Genomic DNA, 19,889 nt, shown 5'->3' with positions numbered 1-19,889 from the left:
TCTGTGTCGCAGAAGGGCACAAAGGTGCAAAGCAGCACAGCCAGTTCTCGCAAGACCCTGCCGGCTCCCACCCCTACCATGGCTTCACACCGGCGCACCGCCCCGAACAGTGAACCCCTATGGCAAATATCGAATCCAGACTCTCCGCCGGCAGTGAAGCATTCCAGGCCAACCGCGCCGGCATGCTGGCACTGCTGGAGCGTATCCGCGCCTTCGAGCAGCGCGCCGCCAGTTTGTCCGCCGCCTCGCGCGAGCGCTTCGAGAAGCGCGGGCAGTTGCTGCCGCGCGACCGGCTGGCATTGCTGCTGGACCCGGGCGCACCGTTTATCGAGTTATCGTCGCTAGCCGGGCTGGGGCTGGACAACCCCGACCTGGACAAGAGCGTGCCCGGCGGCGGCCTGATCGCGGGCATCGGCTTTGTGTCGGGCCTGCGCTGCATGATCAGCGCCTCGGACTCGGGCATCAACGCCGGTGCCCTGCAACCCAAGGGGCTGGACAAGCAGCTGCGGGTGCAGGAGATCGCGCTCGAGAACAAGCTGCCCTATGTGCAGCTGGTGGAGAGTGCCGGCGCTAACCTGATGACCTACAAGGTCGAGGATTTCGTGCGGGGCGGCAACCTGTTCCGCAACCTGGCGCGCCTGTCGGCTGCCGGGCTGCCGGTGGTGACGGTGACGCATGGCTCGTCCACGGCGGGCGGGGCTTACCAGACCGGCTTGTCGGACTACATCATCATGGTGCGCGGCCGCTCGCGCGCCTTCCTGGCAGGCCCGCCGCTGTTGATGGCCGCGACGGGCGAAGTGGCCACCGAGGAGGAGCTCGGTGGCGCCGTGATGCATACCTCGGTCTCCGGCCTGGGCGACTACCTGGCCGAGGACGACCGCGATGCGCTGCGCATCGCCCGCGAGATCCTGGGCAAGATCGACTGGCACCGCGACCAGCCCGCCGCTGCGCCGCGCAGCTACAAGCCGCCGCGCTTTGATGCCGAGGAGCTGCTCGGCGTGATGCCGATGGACCATAAGCGGCCGGTCGACATGAAGGAGGTGATCGCGCGCATTGCCGACGACTCCGACTTCCTGGAGTTCGGCGAGAACTACGGCGGCGCCACCGTATGCGGCCATGTCAAGATCGAGGGCTGGCCGCTGGGCATCATCACCAACAACGGCCCGATCGATCCGGCCGGCGCGACCAAGGCCACGCACTTTATCCAGGCCTGCTGCCAGTCGCGCACGCCCATCCTCTACCTGAACAACACCACCGGCTTCATGGTGGGCCGCAGCTATGAGGAAGCCGGCATCATCAAGCACGGCTCCAAGATGATCCAGGCGGTGAGCAACGCCACCGTGCCGCAGATCACGATCTATTGCGGCGCGTCGTTCGGCGCGGGCAACTACGGCATGTGCGGGCGCGGCTTCCACCCGCGTTTCTGCTTCTCCTGGCCCAATGCCAAGACCGCGGTGATGGGCGGCGAGCAGGCCGCGCGCACCATGGCCATCGTGACCGAGGCCGCCATGAAGCGCAAAGGCGGGCAAGCCGATGCCGACCAGCTGGAAGCCCTGCAAAAAGGCATCGTCGAGCGCTTTGACCGCCAGATGAGCGTGTTTGTCACCAGCGCCCACGTGCTGGACGACGGCGTGATCGACCCGCGCAATACGCGCGCGGTGCTGGCCAATGTGCTGGCGGTCTGCCGCGAGGGCGATGCCAGGACGCCGCAAGCCATGCAATTCGGGGTTGCGCGGCCCTGACGGCCAGCGACTCAGCCAGAACAGACATGCAAAAGAACGAACGGAGACCAGCGACATGCTACTGACACCCGAACACGAGGCGCTGCGCGCCACCATCAAGCGCTTTATCGCCGAGCAGATCAATCCGCACGTGGACGCCTGGGAGGAGGCCGAGATCTTCCCCGCGCATGAGGTCTTTCGCAAGATGGGCGATCTGGGCCTGCTGGGCCTGTCCAAGCCGGAAGAGGATGGCGGCATGGGGCTCGATTACTCCTACAGCGCGGTGCTGGCGGAGACGCTGTCCGACATCAACTGCGGCGGCGTGCCCATGGCCATCGGGGTGCAGACCGACATGGCTACCCCGGCCCTGGCCCACCACGGCAGCGCGGCGCTGCGCCGCGAATTCCTGGCGCCCGCGATCCGCGGCGAATATGTAGCCTGCCTGGGCGTCTCGGAGGTGGGCAGCGGCTCCGACGTGGCCTCGATCAAGACTACCGCAAGGCGCGACGGCGACGACTACATCATCAACGGCGGCAAGATGTGGACCACCAATGGTACCCAGGCCGACTTCTGCTGCGTGCTGGCCAATACGTCGGACGGCGCGCCGCACCGCAACAAGACGCTCATCGTGGTGCCAATGAAGACCCGCGGCGTTTCGGTGGCCAAGAAGATCCGCAAGATCGGCATGGACTCGTCCGATACCGCGCAGCTGTACTTCGACGACGTGCGGGTGCCGCAACGCTACCGCATCGGCGAGGAAGGCATGGGCTTTACCTACCAGATGGAGCAGTTCCAGGTAGAGCGCCTGTGGGGCGCGCTCAGCTCCGCCAGCCGATGCGCCAAGGCGATCGACCTCACCATCGACTACACCCGCGAGCGCAAGGCATTTGGCCGCTCCATCCTGGACAACCAGTGGGTGCACTACACCTTGGCCGAGCTGCAGACCGAGGTGGAAGCGCTGCACGCATTGTGCTGGCGCGCCGTGGAGATGATGGTGCGCGGCGAGGATGCCACCCGCCTGGCCACCATGGCCAAGCTCAAGGCCGGCCGGCTGTCGCGCGAGGTGGCGGACCGCTGCCTGCAGTTCTGGGGCGGCATGGGCTACGTGCTGGAGAGCCCGATCTCGCGCATTTTCCGGGACGGGCGGCTCACCTCCATCGGCGGCGGCGCCGACGAGGTCATGATGCAGATCCTGTGCAAGTTCATGGGCACCTTCCCCCAGTCGAAGTAAGCGTTCAAAGCGAAAGACAAGAGAGCAGACCAGGCCATCATGAAGCAGCCCACGCCATTCCAGAAGATCCTGATCGCCAACCGGGGCGAAATCGCCTTGCGCGTGATGCGCAGCGCCACCGCGCTGGGCTACCGCACGGTGGCGGTCTACTCCAGCGCCGACGCCGGCGCGCGCCATGTCCAGGAAGCCGGCCAGGCGGTGTATATCGGCGAGGCGCAGCCGGCGCAGTCCTACCTGCGCATCGACGCCATCATCGAGGCAGCGCGGCGTTGCGGTGCCGATGCCGTGCATCCCGGCTACGGCTTCCTGGCGGAGAATGCCGCTTTTGCCCGCGCCTGCCGCGAGGCGGGGCTGGTATTCATCGGCCCGTCGGCCGAGTCCATCGTTGCCATGGGCAACAAGGCCGGCGCCAAGCGGCTGATGATGGCCGCGGACGTGCCCTGCATCCCGGGCTACCAGGGCGAGGACCAGGATGAGGCGCGCCTGTGCGCCGAGGCCGAGCGCATCGGCTTTCCGGTCATGATCAAGGCCACGGCAGGCGGGGGCGGGCGGGGCATGCGGCTGGTGCCGCACGCGCGGGCCTTTGCCGAGCTGCTGCGCAGCGCGCGCTCGGAAGCGCAGGGCGCCTTCGGCGATCCCGAGGTGATCCTGGAGCGGGCCGTGGTGGAGCCGCGCCATATCGAGATCCAGATCCTGGCGGACCGCTATGGCAACGCCATCCACCTGGGCGAGCGCGATTGCTCGGTGCAGCGGCGCCACCAGAAGCTGATCGAGGAAGCGCCATCGCCCGCGGTGAGCCCCGAGCTGCGGGCCCGCATGGGCGCCACCGCCGTGGCCGCCGTCAAGGCGATCGGCTACGAAGGCGCGGGCACGCTGGAGTTCCTGCTCGACCGCGACGGCAACTATTACTTCATGGAGATGAACACCCGGCTGCAGGTGGAGCACCCCGTGACCGAGGCCATCACCGGCCTGGACCTGGTGGCGCTGCAACTGCGGATTGCCGCAGGCGAGCCGTTGCCGCTCAAGCAGGAAGACGTGCGCTTTTCCGGCCACGCCATCGAAGTGCGGCTGTGCGCCGAAGACGCCGATCAAGGCTTTATGCCGCAAAGCGGCAAGATTGCGCTGTGGCAGGCCCCGCCCGCCTTGCGCGTGGAGCATGCGCTGGGCAGTGGCGCGGCGATCCCGCCGTACTACGACTCCATGATTGCCAAGCTCATCAGCTACGGCGGGACACGCGACGAAGCGCGGCGCAAGCTGTCGCAAGGCCTGGAGGACCTGGTGGCGCTTGGCGTGACCACCAACCAGGTGTTTCTTGGCCGCTGCCTTGCCCATCCTGCCTTTGCCGCCGGAGAGGCCACCACCGCCTTCATCGGCCAGCACCAGGACGCGCTGCTGCAACCCGATGCGGCAGTACGCCAGCGCGCCGCCGCGCTGGCGGCGCTGCTCCTGTATGAAACCTCGCCGGAGCGAGAGCCGGGCGCGCCAGCCGCGAGCCTGGCCCCCACGCTGCCCATCGGCCTGCGCTACCGGGTCAACGGGGCGGAGCATCAGGCCAGCCTGGCATTTGGTGGTGGCAATCGCTTCGCGGTTGCCATGGGCGAGGCGCGCTTTGCCTTCGAGACCATCGCGCTAAGCGCGCATTCGGTACGTTTCAGCTGCGATGGCCTGGTCGAGAGCGCCACCTTCCATCGCGACGCCAGCACGCTGCTGCTGCACTACCAGGGCACGCCGTTGCGCATCGAGGACCACACCCGGGCCGCTGCCGCCAGGGCTGGCGAGGCTGCCGGGGACGGCAAGCTGCGCGCCTCGATGAATGGCCGCGTGGTCAACGTGATGGTGGCCGCCGGCGACCAGGTCGAGGCGGGCCAGCCCATGGTCACGCTGGAGGCCATGAAGATGGAGCACATCCACGTGGCCCCGGCCGCCGGCCGGGTTGGCGCCGTGCACGTGCAGGTTGGCGACCAGGCCGCCGCCATGCGCGTGATCGCGGAGATCGAGTTCGAGGCGCCGCCGGCGGAGCCGGCCAAGGCCGCCGCCTGAGCCCTCCGAGTGGCCTGAGCCCGTTGCCACGGTACCCCTCAGATCGTTTTCCAACACATAGAGACAGCCTAACCAGCGGAACACCATGAGCGAATCGGACACCCCAGCCGTCCTCCATGAAAAACGCGGCGCCGCGTTCTGGATCACCATCAACCGGCCCGACAAGCGCAACGCCATCAACAAGGAAGTCGTCGCCGGCATCCGGGCGGGCTACCGCGCTGCGCACGCAGACGCCGCCATCCGCGCCATCGTGCTGACCGGCGCCGGCGACAAGGCCTTCTGCGCCGGTGGCGACCTGCAGCCGGGCAAGGGCTTTGCCTTCGACCTCTCGCAGCCTAATGTGGACTACGCCGACATGCTGCGCGAGTCCCAGCATGCCACGCTGCCCAGCATTGCGCGGATCAACGGCACCTGCATGGCCGGCGGCATGGGCTTGCTGTGCATGACCGATATGGCGGTGGCCGCCGACAACGCCTTGTTTGGCCTGCCGGAGGTCAAGGTAGGCGTATTCCCGATGCAGGTGCTGAGCCTGTTGCAGACCCTGGCGCCACCCCGGCTGGTGCGCGAGTGGTGCATCAGCGGCGAGCCGTTTTCCGCCGCCGAGGCCAAGGCCGCCGGGCTGGTCAACCACCTGGCCGCGCCGGGCGAGCTGGACGCGCGCACCGAATGGCTGGTCGCCCGCGTGGCCGACAAGTCGCCTACCGCCATCCGGCGCGGCAAGTACGCCATGCAGGCCATGGCGTCGATGAGCTTTTCCGAAGGCATCGCCTATACCGAAAGCCAGATCGCGCTGCTGGCGATGACCGAAGACGCGCGCGAAGGCCTGGCCGCCTTCAACGAAAAGCGCAAGCCGGTCTGGACCGGCAGGTAAAACAACCGGCGAGGCGCGCGCCGGGCAGGGCGCGCTGGCGGTGTCTGCAACGACTGAACAAGGAAGCAGCCTATGAACAAAGCATCGTCGACAACATCGTCCACCCAAGCGGACAGCGCCGCCTTCCTGGCGCTCGGCATGGCGCAATGGCTGCACCGCCGCGCTGCGCGCAGCCCCCGCAGCCCCGCGCTGACCTGCGCCGGGCAGACCTGGACCTATGCCGAACTGGTGGCCGACGCCCGGAAGATGGCTGCCGTGCTGGCGGCGGGCGGCGTGGGACGCGGCCAGCGTGTGGGCTACCTGGGCCTGAACGACCCGCTGTTCCTGGTGACGCAGTTCGCCTGCGCCTGGCTGGGCGCCATCTTCGTGCCGCTCAACTTCCGGCTCACCGGGCCGGAGCTGGCCTTTATCCTCAACGATGCCGGCGTGCATACCCTGTTCGCCGATGAAGACTACGCCGGCCTGATCGATGAAGCGCGCCCGACGCTGGAGTGCCAGCGCTACCTGCGCCGCACCGATGCGCCAGGCTGGGAAGGTTTGTCATCGCGGATGGCGCAAGCCGATGCCGCGCTGCCGCCCGTGCCCACCGATCCGGACGATATCGCCGCGATCATGTACACCTCGGGCACCACCGGACACCCCAAGGGCGCCATGCTCACGCATGGCAACTTCTGGGCCAACAACCTGAACGTGATGATGCTGAGCGACCTCGCCAGCACCGACGTCGCGCTCAATTTCGCGCCCCTGTTCCATGTTGGCGGCATGTGCTGCGTGAGCTTGCCCATCCTGATGGCGGGCGGCCATCTCGTGTTGCAGCGCAGCTTCGACCCCGCAGCCGTCATGCAGGCGGTGGCCGAGCACCGCGTGACGGTCAGCTTCGCGGTGCCCGCCATGCTGCTGTTCGTCAGCCAGCACCCGGATTTCGCGCAGGCGGACCTGTCCAGCCTGCGGACCATTTCGGTCGGCGGCGCCCCCATGCCCGAGCCGCTGCTGCGCCTGTTCGCCGGGCGCGGCATCCCGGTCAACCAGGGCTACGGCCTGACCGAGACCGCCGCGGCGACGACCTTTCTCGCCCCGGAGCGCGCGCAGGACAAGCTCGGCTCCTGTGGCACGCCGGCCATGATGACCGAAGTCTGCATCCGCGACTTCGACGGCAAGCCACTGACCGAGCCGCAGGCCCGCGGCGAGATCTGCGCGCGCGGCGGCAACATCATGAAAGGCTACTGGAACCGCCCGGACGCCAGCGCCGCGGCGTTCTACGAAGGTGGCTGGTTCCGCACCGGCGACGTCGGCTATGTCGACGAAGAAGGCTTCTACTACGTCTGCGACCGCCTCAAGGACATGGTGATCACCGGCGGCGAGAACGTCTACCCGGCCGAAGTCGAAAGCGTGCTGTACGAGCACCCGGCCATTGCCGAAGTCGCCGTGATCGGCGCGCCCGACGAGCGCTGGGGCGAGCATGTGGTTGCCGTGGTGGCGCTCAAGCCGGGCGCCAGCCTGACGCTGGAAGCCCTGCAGGCGTTTGCGGAACCGCGGCTGGCGCGGTACAAGTTGCCGCGGGCGATGCGGGTGGTGGCGGCGTTGCCGCGGAATCCTACGGGGAAGGTGTTGAAGGTGCGGTTGAGGGAGATGGGGAGGGGTAGGGGGTAGGGGTTGTGGGGCATGTCGGGGATCGCTCTTTATTTTAGCGGCGTTGGTTTTTGGACCCAACAGCCATACGACATCCCCCTGCGGGGGCTGCCGGTCACTCTTCTTTGCGTCGGCAAAGAAGACTAACGAGAAGAAAGCCGACCCTGCCGGGAGCAGAGCAATCGGGCTTATGTGGGGCTGTGGTTTCGTCGTACGGCCCGGAGTGTTGGCTAGCGTGTTCTACCGGCTCGAAGGTCATCGCACTTGCATGACCCATGGGTTACGTGGTGCAGCCCCTGACCTCGCTTGCGGTGCCCGTTCCCACATCTGCCGTTCGCGGTGCAACGTGCTGCGCCGTTTCGGGTGTGGCTGGTTTCGTGGTTTTGTCTCGGAGAGCAAGCGTCGTGGGTGTGAGCGCGGCCCTCGCGGACGGGCCACGGTGCCCACCACGAAACCAGGGGAGTTGGTAGCAAGGTACCCCTCGCACCGGTACGGCAGGGCATCAAATGGCAGGGCGCCCGCCGTCAGAGACAAAACCACGAAACCACCAGGGCAGGCAGGATCGTGGTGCTACGCACCGCGAACGGCAGATGCCCGAACGCTCACCGAGCAAAGCGATCAGGGGCACCACCACGTGACCATATGGTCATGCCGTAACGATGACCTCCAAGCCGGTATGGCAAAGGCCAGCCAACACTCCGGGCCGTACGACGCAACCACCGAGGCAAAAGCAGCCTGATTGCTCTGCTCCCGGCAGGGTCGGCTTTCTTCTCGTTAGTCTTCTTTGCCGACGCAAAGAAGAGTGACCGGCAGCCCCCGCAGGGAGATGTCGTATGGCTGTTGGGTCCAAAAACCAACGCCGCCAAAAGAAACAACAGACAAGAAACTTTGAAAAAACAAGAGGAGCCTCCAATGGCAGGACCAACCATCAATTTCTGGCAATCCCGCTTCGAATCCGGGCAAACCCCTTGGGAACGCGAAGCCGCCAGCCCGCAACTCCAAGCCTGGCTTGCGCAAGGCATCATCCAGCCCGGGGAGCGCGTGCTCGTGCCCGGCTGTGGCGGTGGCTGGGAAGTCGCCGCGCTGGCGGCGCACGGCGCGCGGGTCAGCGGTATCGACTACGCGCCCGGGGCGCTGGCCCGCACGCTTGCCCGGCTGGCGCCGAGCGGACTGCAGGCGGACCTGGAACAGGCGGACGTATTGCAGTGGCAGCCGGCCACGCCGGTGGATGCGATCTATGAGCAGACCTGCCTGTGCGCGCTGCATCCCGACCACTGGACCCGTTATGCCGCTCAGCTCCATGCCTGGCTGCGTCCAGGAGGGCGCCTGCTAGCGCTGTTCATGCAGATGCGCCGTGACAGCGCTGGGCAGGGCGTGGTGGAAGGGCCCCCGTATCACTGCGACATCAACGCCATGCGCGCGCTGTTCCCCGCCCAGCAATGGGAATGGCCCAAGCCACCGTTTGACGCTGTGGCGCATCCCGGCGGCGCATTCGAGCTTGCGGTGGTGCTGGTGCGCCGCTGATCCCCTGGCGGCGCACGGCGCCAGCCGCGTTATCCATGGGTAATCCATGGGTAATCCCCAATCCATATACAGCCAGTCCACACAAGAGCCATACCGGTAGTTTTGTTACGGTGGCACCAGTCGCACCCGGTGCCATCGGGCGCGCTCGACCCACCCAAATCCGAGATCGGCCCCGGCCGCCCGCACACCGCGCGCGGCAAGGGGCGGCCGGCACAGGAGACAAGATTGGAGATCCTGCAATTGACGATCTCGGGGATTGCGCTGGGCTGCATCTATGCGCTGATCGCCCTGGGTTTTGTGCTGATCTACAAGGCGACCGAGACGGTGAATTTCGCGCAAGGCGAGTTCATGATGCTGGGTGCCTTCGCCGGCGTGGTGCTGACCATGCTCGGGTTGCCGCTGGTCCTTGCCGTGCCATTGACGGTGGCGGGCATGGCTGGCTTTGGCATGCTGGTCGAGCGCCTGGCGATTCGCCCCATCCTGGGCCAGCCGCAGTTCACCGTGGTGATGCTGACCATCGGCATGGGCTACGTGATGCGCGGGCTGATCACCATGGTGCCGGGCATCGGCGCCGGCACGCATACCTTGCCGGTGCCTTACCAGGGCATGGTGTGGCGCACCGGCGCGCTGGTGCTGAGCGTGGAGCAGGTGGCGGTGATCGGCGTCACCGCGGCGCTTTGCGTGGTGCTTTACCTGGTGTTCCGCTACAGCCGCATCGGCGTGGCGATGCAGGCCAGCTCGCAGAACCAGCTTGCCGCTTACTACATGGGCATTCCGGTGCGGCGGCTCAACGGGCTGGTGTGGGGCTTGTCGGCGTCGGTGGCCGCGATCGCCGGCCTGCTGCTGGCGCCCATCACCTTTGTCCACGCCAGCATGGGCATGCTCGGCCTCAAGGCCTTCCCCGCAGCGGTGGTGGGCGGCTTCGGCAGCCTGCCGGGCGCGATCGTGGGCGGGCTGGTGATCGGCGTGGTGGAGTCGCTGGCGGGCTTTTACCTGCCCGAGGGCTTCAAGGACGTCGCGGCCTATGTCGTGGTGCTGATCATGCTGGTGGTCAAGCCGAACGGCCTGTTCGGCGAGAACCTGCGCAAAAAGGTGTAGAGACGCGATGCGATTCCTTTTCAAGACCGACTATCGCCAGGACCTGCGCCTGGCCAGGCACCCGGGCCATGTGTTCTGGTACGGCTTGCTGATGGCGTGCCTGCTGGTCGCGCCGGGCTGGGCCAGCAGCTACTGGATCGCGCAGCTTGGCTTTGTGCTGATCTACGCCATTGCGGGCCTGGGCCTGATGGTGCTGTCCGGCTACACGGGGCTGCTGTCGATCGGCCATGCGGCCTTCCTTGGCGTGGGCGCCTATACGCAGGCCTGGCTGACCAGCCACGGCGTGCCCTTCGTGCCGGCCTTGCTGGCCGCGGCTGCGCTGTCGGCACTGACGGGCGTGGTGGTGGGACTGCCGGCATTGCGCGTCAAGGGCATCTACCTGGCGATCGCCACGCTGGCCTTCGGCCTGATCGTCGAGGAGGTCCTGGCGCGCTGGGAAAGCGTGACCGGCGGCAATGCCGGCCTGCCGGTGGCCGCGCCGCAACTGTGGGGCTATGTGCTTGACGGGCCGGTGGCGTTCTACTACCTGTCGCTCGCGGTTTGCCTGCTGGCCACGCTGGCCGTGCTCAACCTGTTGCGCAGCGCCACGGGGCGGGCCTTCATCGCCATCCGGGACTCGGAGATCTCGGCGCAGAGCATGGGCATTCACCTGGCGCGCTACAAGACCTTGTCGTTCGCGTTGTCCGCCGCGCTGGTTGGCATCGCCGGGGCGTTGTATGCCCACAAGCTGCGCTACATCTCGCCCGAGCAGTTCGGCATTGCCCAGTCGATCGACTTGTTGCTGCTGGTTGTGGTGGGCGGGCTGGGCTCTGTGCATGGCGCGTTTCTTGGCGCGATCTTCCTGATCGTCATGCCGCAGATGATCGTGCTGGCGAAGGATCTCCTGCCGCCGGCCATCGGGCAAGCCAGCGGCCTGCAGGCGCTGGTGTACGGGCTGGTGCTGATGGCTTTCGTGCTGTTCGAGCCGATGGGGCTGTACGGGCGCTGGTGCAAGATCCGCACGTACCTGGAGCTGTTTCCCTTCTATCGCCAGGGCATGTTCCGGCGCCAGAAGGCCTTCCAGCGCTCCGAGCGCCTGAAATAAGGAGACCCGCATGACAGACACTCTTCTCAGCGTGCGCGACCTGTCGGTGCGCTTTGGCGGCGTGCTGGCGCTTGGCGGCGTGAGCTTCGATGTGCGGCGCGGCGAGGTCTTTACGCTGATCGGGCCCAACGGGGCCGGCAAGACCACGGTGTTCAACCTGATCAGCCGCATCTATCCGCCCACCAGCGGCGAGATCCTGTGGCAGGGCAGCAGCCTGACGCAGTTGCCGCCCCACGCGATCGCCGCGCAGGGCATCGCGCGCACCTTCCAGAATATCGAGCTGTTCGAGCACGCCACGGTGCTGCAGAACCTGCTGATCGGCCACCACACGCATCGCGCCAGCGGCTTCTGGGCAGACCTGCTGTTTACCCCTGCCGCGCGCCGCTCGGAGCTGGCCGCGCGCCACAAGGCCGAGGAAATGATCGAGCTGCTGGACCTGCAGGCGCATCGCGACGCGCTGGTGGCGGGCCTGCCCTATGGCGTGCGCAAGGTAGTGGAGCTGGCGCGGGCCTTGTGCAGCAGCCCCCGGCTGTTGCTGCTGGACGAGCCGTCTTCCGGGCTGAATGTGGAAGAGACCGAGGACATGGCCTGGTGGATCCGCGACATCCAGAGCGAGCTGGGCATCACCGTGCTGATGGTGGAGCACGACATGAGCCTGGTGTCGCGCGTGTCGGACCGGGTGCTGGCGATGAACCAGGGCCAGGTGCTGGCGCAGGGCACGCCAGCCGAGGTCCAGGCGCATCCCGGGGTGATCGAAGCCTACCTGGGCACCGTGGACGACGTAGCCTCACTGCGGAGAGCGGCATGAACCTGATGCAAGGCGCTGACAAGATGCGCGAAATCCAGGACACGCCCGTGCTGGCGCTGGCCAACGTGGAAAGCGCCTACGGCCCGGTCAAGGCGATCCGGGGCGTGAGCCTTGCCGTGCAGCGCGGCAGCATCGCCACCGTGCTGGGCGCCAACGGCGCCGGCAAGACCACCATCCTCAAGACCATTTCCGGCGTGCTGGACCCGACGCGCGGCAGCATCGCCTTCAAGGGCGAGAGCATCGCTGCGATGGACCCGGCGCAGATCGTGCGGCGTGGCCTGAGCCACGTGCCCGAGGGCAGGGAGGTGTTCCCGCTGCTGTCGGTGCACGACAACCTGCTGATGGGGGCCTATACCCGGCGCGACCGCGACGGCGTGGCGCGCGACATGGAAGCGGTCTACGGCTACTTCCCGGTGCTGCGCGAGCGTGCCGCGCAGGATGCCGGCCTGCTCTCGGGCGGCCAGCAGCAGATGCTGGCGATCTCGCGCGCGCTGATGGCCGCGCCGGAGCTGATCCTGCTCGACGAGCCCAGCCTGGGCCTGTCGCCAAAGCTCACCAAGGACATCTTCGAGATCGTGGTGCGCATCAACCGCGAGCGCGGCACCACCATCTTGCTGGTGGAGCAGAACGCCAATATGGCGCTCAACGCGGCGGACTATGGCTATGTGCTGGAGAACGGCCGCATCGTGGCCGAGGACACCTGCGCCGTGCTGCGCGAGAAGGATGACATCAAGGAGTTCTACCTCGGCATGAAGGACAGCGGCGTGCGCGGCGAGCGCCGCTGGAAAAAGCGCAAGACCTGGCGGTAGCGCGCTAAACCATCACCAAGTTGAGAGCAATCAATGGCAATGGCAACGGCAATGGCGACGGCGCACACCCTGCAGCCCCTTTCCGAAGCGGCATTCGAGACCCTGCCGCAGATGTTCTGGCACGCCGTGGACCAGCGCGCCGACGCCGTGATGATGCGGCAAAAGGACCTCGGGGTCTGGCGCAGCTACCGCTGGCGCGAAGTGGGCGAGATCGTGGCCGATGTCGCCGCTGGCCTTGCCGAGCTGGGCCTGCAGGCAGGCGAGGTGGTGTCGGTGCTGTCCAGCACCAACCGCGAATGGGTGTGGAGCGACCTTGGCGCGCTCACCGCCGGTGCGGTGGTCAGCGGCATCTATCCCACCGACTCGCCTTCGCAGGTGGAGTATCTTTGCCACGACTCGGGCAGCGTCATGCTCTTCGTCGAGAACGAGGAGCAGCTGGACAAGTACCTGGAGGTGCGCGAGCGCCTGCCACGGCTACGCAAGGCGATCGTGTACGACATGGAAGGGCTGGCCGGCTTCGATGACCCCGGCGTGCTCAGCTTCGACGCGCTGCTGGCGCTCGGCAGGCAAGCGCGGGCGCGGCAACCGGGGCTGGTGGCGGCGCGGCTGGCCGCCGGCAGCGCCGACGCGCTGGCGGTGCTGGTCTATACCTCCGGCACCACGGGACGGCCCAAGGGGGCTATGCTGTCGCACCGCAATGTGCTGCGCAGCTGCCTGACGCTGCGCGAGTTCCTCCCCGCCACCACCATCGGCGAGCGCATGGCCTTCCTGCCGCTGTGCCACGTCTCGGAGCGGATCTTTGGCGAGTACTACTCGATCCTGTCCGGTGCCGTCGTCAACTTTGTCGAGAACCCCGACACCATCTTCGACAACATTCGCGAGATCCAGCCCGACGCCTTCCTGGCGGTGCCGCGCGTGTGGGAGAAGCTGTATTCCAGCGTGACCATCGCGGTCCGGGAAGCGACCCGCCTGCAGAGCTGGGCCTATGACTGGGCGCTGGCCGCCGGTCAGGCCCGCGTGCACGAGGACGGGCAGGCTACGGTGCTGCCGCTGGCCGCGCGCCTGAAGCTCTGGCTGGCCGATACGCTGGTGCTGGGCAATGTGCGGCGCATGATGGGCCTGAACCGCGTGCAGCTGGCCGTGACCGGCGCGGCGCCGATCTCGCCCGACCTGATCCGCTGGTATATGGCGCTGGGCATCGTGCTGCACGAGCTATGGGGCATGACCGAGATCACCGGCGCGGCCACTTGCAACCCGCCCGGCCGGACCCGCCCGGGCAGCATCGGCATTGCCTTGCCGCATACCGAGGTGAAGGTCTCGCAGGAAGGCGAGCTGCTGGTGCGGGGCCCGCAGGTCTTCATGGGCTACCTGAACCTGCCCGCCAAGACCGCCGAGACCATGGCCGATGGCTGGCTGCGCACGGGCGACGTGGGCCGGGTGGACGAGCAGGGCTACTTCTATATCACCGACCGCATGAAGGACCTGATCATCACCGCTGGCGGCAAGAACGTCACGCCGTCCGAGTGGGAGAACCAGCTTAAGTTCAGCCCCTATGTGACCGACGCCGTGGTGATCGGAGACCGCCGGCCCTACCTGAGCTGCCTGGTGATGATCGACCAGGACAACGTGGAGCAGTGGGCGCAGGAGCACGATGTGCATTTCTCCGACTACGGCTCGCTGTGCCGCAGCAAGGAGGTCATCGCGCTGGTGGGCCAGGAGATCGACCGCGTCAACAAGCAGTTCGCGCGGGTCGAGCAGATCAAGGCATTCCGGCTGATCGAGACCCGCCTTGGCGCCGAGGACGAGGAACTGACGCCCACCATGAAGCTCAAGCGCAAGCTGGTCAACGACAAATACAGCGCGCTGATCGAGTCGATGTACCTGGCCAAGGTGGCCTGAACGCAAGCGGCCCCAACAGGAGACAGGAGGCGCCATGAGCGATGCGGACAAAGCGGTTCCCGTCAGCCTGGTGCGGCACGGCCGCATCGGCCTGCTGTGCATCGACCATCCACCGGTGAACGCGCTCTCGGTGGCGACGGTGGCGGGGCTGGAAGCCAAGGTGGGCGCCTTCGAGGCCGATTCCTCCCTCGATGGCTTGCTGATCTGGTGCGCGGGCCGCACCTTCGTGGCGGGCGGCGACATCGCGCAGTTCGATGCGCCGGATTTCACGGCTGCGCCTTACAACCGCATCCTGGCCCGGCTCGAAGCCAGCGAACGGCTGGTGGTGGCCGTGCTGCACGGCACCGCGCTGGGCGGCGGGCTGGAACTGGCGCTGGCCTGCCATTACCGCTTGGCCGTGCCCGGCACGCGGGTCGGGCTGCCCGAGATCAAGCTGGGGCTGCTGCCCGGCTCGCTGGGCTCCCAGCGGCTGCCGCGCGCCTGCGGGGCGGCCCTGGCGCTGGACCTGATGCTGAGCGGGCGCATGCTCGACGCCGAGGCGGCGCTGGCCGCCGGCATCGTCGATGCGCTGGAGCCGGGCGAGCCGTTGGCCGCTGGCCTTCATTTTCTGGAAGACCTGCTGGCGAGGCGGGCATCGCCGCGCCGGCTGTCGACGCTGTCCGTGCCTGTTGCCGGGCTCCCGCCGGACTTCTTCGCGCAGGCCTTGCAGCGCGCCACGCAGGAGCGCGCGCGCTATCCCGCGGCCGCCGCTGTCGTGCAAGCGGTGAAGGCGGCGGCGACCCTGCCGTTCGCCGAGGGCGAGGCGGTGGAAGCTGCCCTGCTTGCCGCCTGCGTGGCGTCGCCAGAATCGCGGGCGCTACGCCACCTGTTCTTTGCCGAGCGCCAGACGGCCCGCGTGCCCGGGGTGCCCTCGGGCATCACCCCGCGCGCGCTGCATACCGCTGGGGTGGTGGGCGCCGGCACCATGGGCAGGCGCATCGCCATGAGCCTGGCGGACGCCGGCGTGCCGGTCACGCTGGTCGAGGCCAGCGACGCGGCGCTGGCCAAGGGCCTGGCGTCCGTGCGCGCCCAGTACGAGGCCAGCGCGGCGGCCGGGCGGCTGCAGCCCGATCAGGTGGCCAGGCGCATGGGCCTGATTGCCGGCACGCTGGACTACGCCGCACTGGGCGGCTGCGAACTGGTGATCGAAGCGGTGGTGGAGGACATGGCGCTCAAGCAGCAGGTGTGCGCCCGTCTTGGCCAGATCTGCAAGCCCGGGGCAATCATTGCCACCAATACCTCCACGCTGGACGTGGAGGTATTGGCCGAGGCCTGCGGCCGGCCGGACGATTTCGCCGGGCTGCATTTCCGCAACCCGGCCAATGGCGGGCGGTTGATCGAAGTGGTGCGCGGCAGCGCCACCGCGCCGGATGTGCTGATCACTGCCATGCAGCTGGCCCGGCGGCTCGGCAAGGTGGCGGTGGTGACGGGCGTGTGCTTCGGCTTTATCGGCAACCGCATGGCCGAGGCCTACCTGCGCGAGAGCGAGTTCCTGCTCATGGAAGGCGTGAGCCCGGCGCGGCTGGATGCCGTGATGCAGGCTTACGGCATGGCGATGGGGCCGTGCCGCATGCTGGACCTGGCCGGGATCGACACGGGTGCCAAGATCGTGCTGGAGTACGGCAAGGCCGGGGGACTGCCGCCGGATCCCGCCTATCGCGCGGTGGTGCGCACGTTGTTCATGCTGGGGCGGCTCGGCTGCAAGAGCGGCGCGGGCTACTACCGCTATCCGGACGGCGAGCCGGTGGCGGACCCGGAGGCCGAGCGCATCTGCGCCGCGCTGGGCCGCGCGCACGGCATTGCCCGGCGCACCGACATTACCGATGCCGAGATCATCGAGCGCCTGGTTTTTCCGCTGATCAACGAGGCCGCCAAGCTGCTGGAGGAGGGCATGGCCTGCCGGCCCGGAGACATTGACATGGTGTGGACCGCCGGCTATGGCTTTCCCGACTATCTCGGGGGCCCTGTATGGCAGGCGGACAGCATTGGCCTGCCCCGCGTCAAAGCCGGGCTGGAGCGCTACGCCCGCCTGCGCGGCAATCCTTACGACTACTGGGACATCTCCCCCTTGCTGGCGGCGCTGGCGCAAAGCGGGCAGCGCTTGTCCGACTGGTCCGCGCCGCCGCCAGCCGCCGATGCCGTGGCACCGGGCCATGCGCCTATCGCATTACCGCCGGACTCGCGGTCCGTGCAAAGCAGGTTCCAGCCGGGACCCAAGCCGCCGCAGAGCGTGCATTGAAGCCAAGGCAATCCACTCATAGAGCACAAACCGATAAGACAAGGAGACAACCATGATCTTGAAGACCACCATCGCCGCCATTGCGCTCGCGCTCAGCGCCGGCGCGAGCGCGCAGACGCGCGGCGTCACCGACAAGGAAATCGTGCTCGGCCTGATCACCGATATGTCCGGGCCGATCGTCAACTACGGCAAGGAGTCGCGCAACGGCATGACCATGGCCGTGGAGGAGATCAACGCGCGCGGCGGCGTGCAGGGCCGCAAGCTGCGGGTGGTGGTGGAAGACAACGGCTACGAGCCCAAGCGTGCCGTGCTGGCCGCGCAGAAGCTGGTCACGCAGGATGGCGTGTTCGCCATCATCGGCCACCTGGGCACCGCGCCCAATATGGCCACGCTGCCGTTCCTGGTGCAAAGCAAGGTCTTCAACTTCATGCCGCAGAGCGCCGCGCGCGACATGTATGAGCCGGCCAGCCCATACAAGATCGCGTTGGGACCGTCCAATTTCCTGATGTCCACCACCATCATGGATTACTTCTTCAAACAGAAGCCCTACCAGCGGGTGGGCGCGCTGTACCAGGACGACGACTACGGGCGGGAGTCCGTGGAGGGCGTGCAGGCCTACCTCAAGACCAGGAACATGACCCTGGTGGAAAAGGTGTCGTACAAGCGCGGCGCCACCGATTTTTCCTCGCAGATGGCGCGGCTCAAGGCGGCCAACTGCGACCTGGTATTCAACGCCTCCACGATGCGCGAGTACATCGCCTCCGTCCAGGAAGCGCGCAAGATCGGCTTCAACCCGGTCTTCGCCGGCACCTCGGCCAACTACGCGCACCAGGTGCCATTGCTGGGCGGCAAGGCCATGGAAGGCCTGCATGCGGCGGCCTTCATCATGCTGCCCTATGCGGACGATGCAAACCCGGCGGTACGGCAATGGGCAGCCGCCTACAAGAAACGCTTCAATGAAGACCCGGGTGTGTACTCGATGTTCAGCTACTACGCCTACACCACCTTCGCCACCATCGCCGACAAGGCCGGGCGCAACCTGAGCGCGGAGTCCTTCAACGCCGCCATGGAGTCGACCAAGCTACCGCAGGACGCCCTGGGCAACCCGGGCTTCAATGTCTCCGCCAGCAACCGCCTGAGCAACGACCGCATCCGCATCATGAAGGTGGCTGGCGACAAGTGGATCCCGGCCAGCGACCTGCTGCCGCCGCCCAAGATGAACTGAGCGGGCGCGGCATCCATGAACAACCGGAGACAACCATGAGCACGGCAACGGAACAGGCGCGCGAGCGCATCGGGCGCATCGCCCTGGGCGATGTGATCCACCGTAGCGCGCGGCGCTTCGGCGCCCGCACGGCATTGATCGAAGGCGACCACAGCCTCAGCTACACGGCGCTGAACGCCGCCACCAACCAGTTTGCCCACTACCTGCTGGCCCAGGGCATGCGCAGCGCAGAGCGTGTCGGCATGCTGTGCAACAACTCCATCGACATGATCGTGGCGCTGCTGGGCATACAGAAAGCGGGCATGGTGTGGGTGCCGATCAACACGGCGCTGGCGCCGGATGCGATCCAGTACATCCTGGAACATGCGGAGGTGACGCGCCTGGTGGCGGACGCGTCCGTGCTGGCGCGGCCCGGCATCGGCGAGCTGGTCGCGGCGTCGCGCATTCCCGTCGTGTTGCTGGAGCCGGCGGGCGAGGCGGCAGGCGAGGTGGCAGGGTTGGCGCTTACCCGGCATGCCGACGCGCTGGCCGGCCAGCCGGCCACGCTGCCAGATGTGGATATCGCCAGCGGCCAACTGGCACAGATCATGTACACCAGCGGCACCACCGGCCCGCAAAAGGGCGTCATGCATTCCCACGCCTCGGTGCATTCGGTGCTGGCGGCCAACCTGGTCGATACCGGCTGCGGGACGGCGAGTGAAGTCTTTACCTGCCTGCTGCCGATGTTCCACTGCGCGCAGCACGGCAATACCATGAGCGCGCTGCTGGGCGGCCATGCCGTGGTGATCGGGCGCGGCTTCGATCCGGCCCGGGTGCTGGCGGACCTGGCCCGGCACCGCGTCACCGTGGTGGTGGCGCTGCCGATGATGTACCGGGCCATGCTGGAGCACCCGCAGTTCGCCGCGACCGACCTCTCCAGCGTGCGGCTGTGCATCTACGGCATGGCGCCATTGCCCAAGAACCTGCTGCTGCGCCTGCTGGATGCGTTTTGCCCCAACTTCGTCCTGTGCTCGGGCCAGACCGAGATGTACCCGGCGGCCACCATCTTCGAGGCGCAGGAGCAGCGCAAGCGCTTTGGCGCCTTCTGGGGCGTGGGCACGGTGGTCAACGAGGTGGCGGTGATGAGCGACGATGGCCGGCTGCTCGGCCCGGGTGAGCCTGGCGAGATCGTGTTTCGCGGGCCGAACGTGATGCTGGGCTATTACAAGGATCCCGAGGCTACCGCCCGCGTGCAGCGCTTTGGCTGGCATCACTCCGGCGATCTCGGCGTGCTGGACGAGGATGGCCAGTTGCTTTTCCTCGACCGCATCAAGGACATGATCAAGAGCGGCGGCGAAAACGTGCCCTCGATCAAGGTCGAGGAGGTGTTGCTGCGCCATGCCGCCGTAGCCAATGCGGCGGTGGTCGGGCTGCCGCATGCGCGCTGGGGCGAGGCGGTGACTGCCTTCGTGACCCTGAAGCCCGGCGCCCGGGTGGAGGACGACGAGCTGGGCGCGCACTGCCGGGCCCACCTAGGCGGCTTCGAGGTGCCCAAGGCCGTGCTGCTGCTGGCGGCATTGCCGGCCACCTCCACCGGGAAGATCCAGAAGTTCGCGTTGCGCCAGCGGTATCGCGAGCATTACGACGTGCCCCCTGGCGAGGGCTGAGCACCGGACCCGCCTGTGGCTGGCAT

Annotated in this window: 14 protein-coding genes; all 14 read left to right on the top strand. The window is 67.3% G+C overall.

All coding sequences use genetic code 11. From position 1 onward, the window contains the following. Nucleotides 1-119 precede the first annotated feature (119 nt). Entirely contained in the window at nucleotides 120-1,742 is a 1,623-nt protein-coding gene (locus tag F7R26_RS28205; RefSeq protein ID WP_150984541.1) for an acyl-CoA carboxylase subunit beta, read from the top strand. Between the two features lie 55 nt (nucleotides 1,743-1,797). Then, on the top strand, nucleotides 1,798-2,952 hold the full coding sequence (locus tag F7R26_RS28200; RefSeq protein WP_150984542.1) for an acyl-CoA dehydrogenase family protein: 1,155 nt from the start codon (nucleotides 1,798-1,800) through the stop codon (nucleotides 2,950-2,952). A gap of 39 nt (nucleotides 2,953-2,991) precedes the next feature. Next, nucleotides 2,992-4,992, top strand: coding sequence for an acetyl-CoA carboxylase biotin carboxylase subunit (locus F7R26_RS28195; RefSeq protein ID WP_150984543.1), 2,001 nt, complete (start codon nucleotides 2,992-2,994; stop codon nucleotides 4,990-4,992). A gap of 85 nt (nucleotides 4,993-5,077) precedes the next feature. Further along, nucleotides 5,078-5,863, top strand: a complete 786-nt coding sequence (locus tag F7R26_RS28190; protein WP_150984544.1) for an enoyl-CoA hydratase/isomerase family protein — start codon at nucleotides 5,078-5,080, stop codon at nucleotides 5,861-5,863. Nucleotides 5,864-5,935: 72 nt separating this feature from the next. Further along, nucleotides 5,936-7,513, top strand: a complete 1,578-nt coding sequence (locus F7R26_RS28185) for an acyl-CoA synthetase (protein ID WP_193692260.1) — start codon at nucleotides 5,936-5,938, stop codon at nucleotides 7,511-7,513. Nucleotides 7,514-8,404: 891 nt separating this feature from the next. Then, nucleotides 8,405-9,016 (top strand): methyltransferase domain-containing protein, encoded by a 612-nt coding sequence (locus tag F7R26_RS28180; RefSeq protein WP_150984546.1) that lies wholly within the window; start codon nucleotides 8,405-8,407, stop codon nucleotides 9,014-9,016. 225 nt (nucleotides 9,017-9,241) lie between these two features. Further along, complete coding sequence (locus tag F7R26_RS28175; RefSeq protein ID WP_043355187.1) at nucleotides 9,242-10,114, top strand: branched-chain amino acid ABC transporter permease; 873 nt, start codon at nucleotides 9,242-9,244, stop codon at nucleotides 10,112-10,114. 7 nt (nucleotides 10,115-10,121) lie between these two features. Then, nucleotides 10,122-11,198, top strand: a complete 1,077-nt coding sequence (locus F7R26_RS28170; protein ID WP_150984547.1) for a branched-chain amino acid ABC transporter permease — start codon at nucleotides 10,122-10,124, stop codon at nucleotides 11,196-11,198. Between the two features lie 10 nt (nucleotides 11,199-11,208). Continuing rightward, the gene (locus tag F7R26_RS28165; protein ID WP_150984548.1) at nucleotides 11,209-12,006 is read left to right on the top strand and encodes an ABC transporter ATP-binding protein; all 798 of its coding nucleotides are present in this window, start codon (nucleotides 11,209-11,211) and stop codon (nucleotides 12,004-12,006) included. Next, a complete protein-coding gene (locus F7R26_RS28160; RefSeq protein WP_150984549.1) occupies nucleotides 12,003-12,815 on the top strand; it encodes an ABC transporter ATP-binding protein in 813 nt (270 codons plus the stop codon). The genes F7R26_RS28165 and F7R26_RS28160 overlap by 4 nt, the downstream gene beginning before the upstream one ends. Before the next feature lie 39 nt (nucleotides 12,816-12,854). After that, the gene (locus F7R26_RS28155; RefSeq protein ID WP_170301775.1) at nucleotides 12,855-14,714 is read left to right on the top strand and encodes an AMP-dependent synthetase/ligase; all 1,860 of its coding nucleotides are present in this window, start codon (nucleotides 12,855-12,857) and stop codon (nucleotides 14,712-14,714) included. A gap of 34 nt (nucleotides 14,715-14,748) precedes the next feature. Continuing rightward, complete coding sequence (locus F7R26_RS28150; protein WP_150984551.1) at nucleotides 14,749-16,992, top strand: 3-hydroxyacyl-CoA dehydrogenase NAD-binding domain-containing protein; 2,244 nt, start codon at nucleotides 14,749-14,751, stop codon at nucleotides 16,990-16,992. 52 nt (nucleotides 16,993-17,044) lie between these two features. Beyond that, on the top strand, nucleotides 17,045-18,217 hold the full coding sequence (locus tag F7R26_RS28145; protein ID WP_150984552.1) for an ABC transporter substrate-binding protein: 1,173 nt from the start codon (nucleotides 17,045-17,047) through the stop codon (nucleotides 18,215-18,217). 35 nt (nucleotides 18,218-18,252) lie between these two features. After that, nucleotides 18,253-19,863 carry a class I adenylate-forming enzyme family protein gene (locus tag F7R26_RS28140; RefSeq protein ID WP_150984553.1) on the top strand — a complete coding sequence of 537 codons (1,611 nt, stop codon included), beginning with the start codon at nucleotides 18,253-18,255 and terminating at the stop codon, nucleotides 19,861-19,863. Nucleotides 19,864-19,889 lie beyond the last annotated feature (26 nt).

Source organism: Cupriavidus basilensis (assembly GCF_008801925.2).
Classification (GTDB): domain Bacteria; phylum Pseudomonadota; class Gammaproteobacteria; order Burkholderiales; family Burkholderiaceae; genus Cupriavidus; species Cupriavidus basilensis.
This window is presented reverse-complemented; position numbering and strand designations above follow the sequence as displayed.

Bases quoted from the DNA above. Each gene is read 5' to 3' on its own strand.
- F7R26_RS28205 (WP_150984541.1), top strand. From the start codon at position 120: ATGGCAAATATCGAATCCAGACTCTCCGCCGGCAGTGAAGCATTCCAG.
- F7R26_RS28200 (WP_150984542.1), top strand. From the start codon at position 1,798: ATGCTACTGACACCCGAACACGAGGCGCTGCGCGCCACCATCAAGCGC.
- F7R26_RS28195 (WP_150984543.1), top strand. From the start codon at position 2,992: ATGAAGCAGCCCACGCCATTCCAGAAGATCCTGATCGCCAACCGGGGC.
- F7R26_RS28190 (WP_150984544.1), top strand. From the start codon at position 5,078: ATGAGCGAATCGGACACCCCAGCCGTCCTCCATGAAAAACGCGGCGCC.
- F7R26_RS28185 (WP_193692260.1), top strand. From the start codon at position 5,936: ATGAACAAAGCATCGTCGACAACATCGTCCACCCAAGCGGACAGCGCC.
- F7R26_RS28180 (WP_150984546.1), top strand. From the start codon at position 8,405: ATGGCAGGACCAACCATCAATTTCTGGCAATCCCGCTTCGAATCCGGG.
- F7R26_RS28170 (WP_150984547.1), top strand. From the start codon at position 10,122: ATGCGATTCCTTTTCAAGACCGACTATCGCCAGGACCTGCGCCTGGCC.
- F7R26_RS28165 (WP_150984548.1), top strand. From the start codon at position 11,209: ATGACAGACACTCTTCTCAGCGTGCGCGACCTGTCGGTGCGCTTTGGC.
- F7R26_RS28160 (WP_150984549.1), top strand. From the start codon at position 12,003: ATGAACCTGATGCAAGGCGCTGACAAGATGCGCGAAATCCAGGACACG.
- F7R26_RS28155 (WP_170301775.1), top strand. From the start codon at position 12,855: ATGGCAACGGCAATGGCGACGGCGCACACCCTGCAGCCCCTTTCCGAA.
- F7R26_RS28150 (WP_150984551.1), top strand. From the start codon at position 14,749: ATGAGCGATGCGGACAAAGCGGTTCCCGTCAGCCTGGTGCGGCACGGC.
- F7R26_RS28145 (WP_150984552.1), top strand. From the start codon at position 17,045: ATGATCTTGAAGACCACCATCGCCGCCATTGCGCTCGCGCTCAGCGCC.
- F7R26_RS28140 (WP_150984553.1), top strand. From the start codon at position 18,253: ATGAGCACGGCAACGGAACAGGCGCGCGAGCGCATCGGGCGCATCGCC.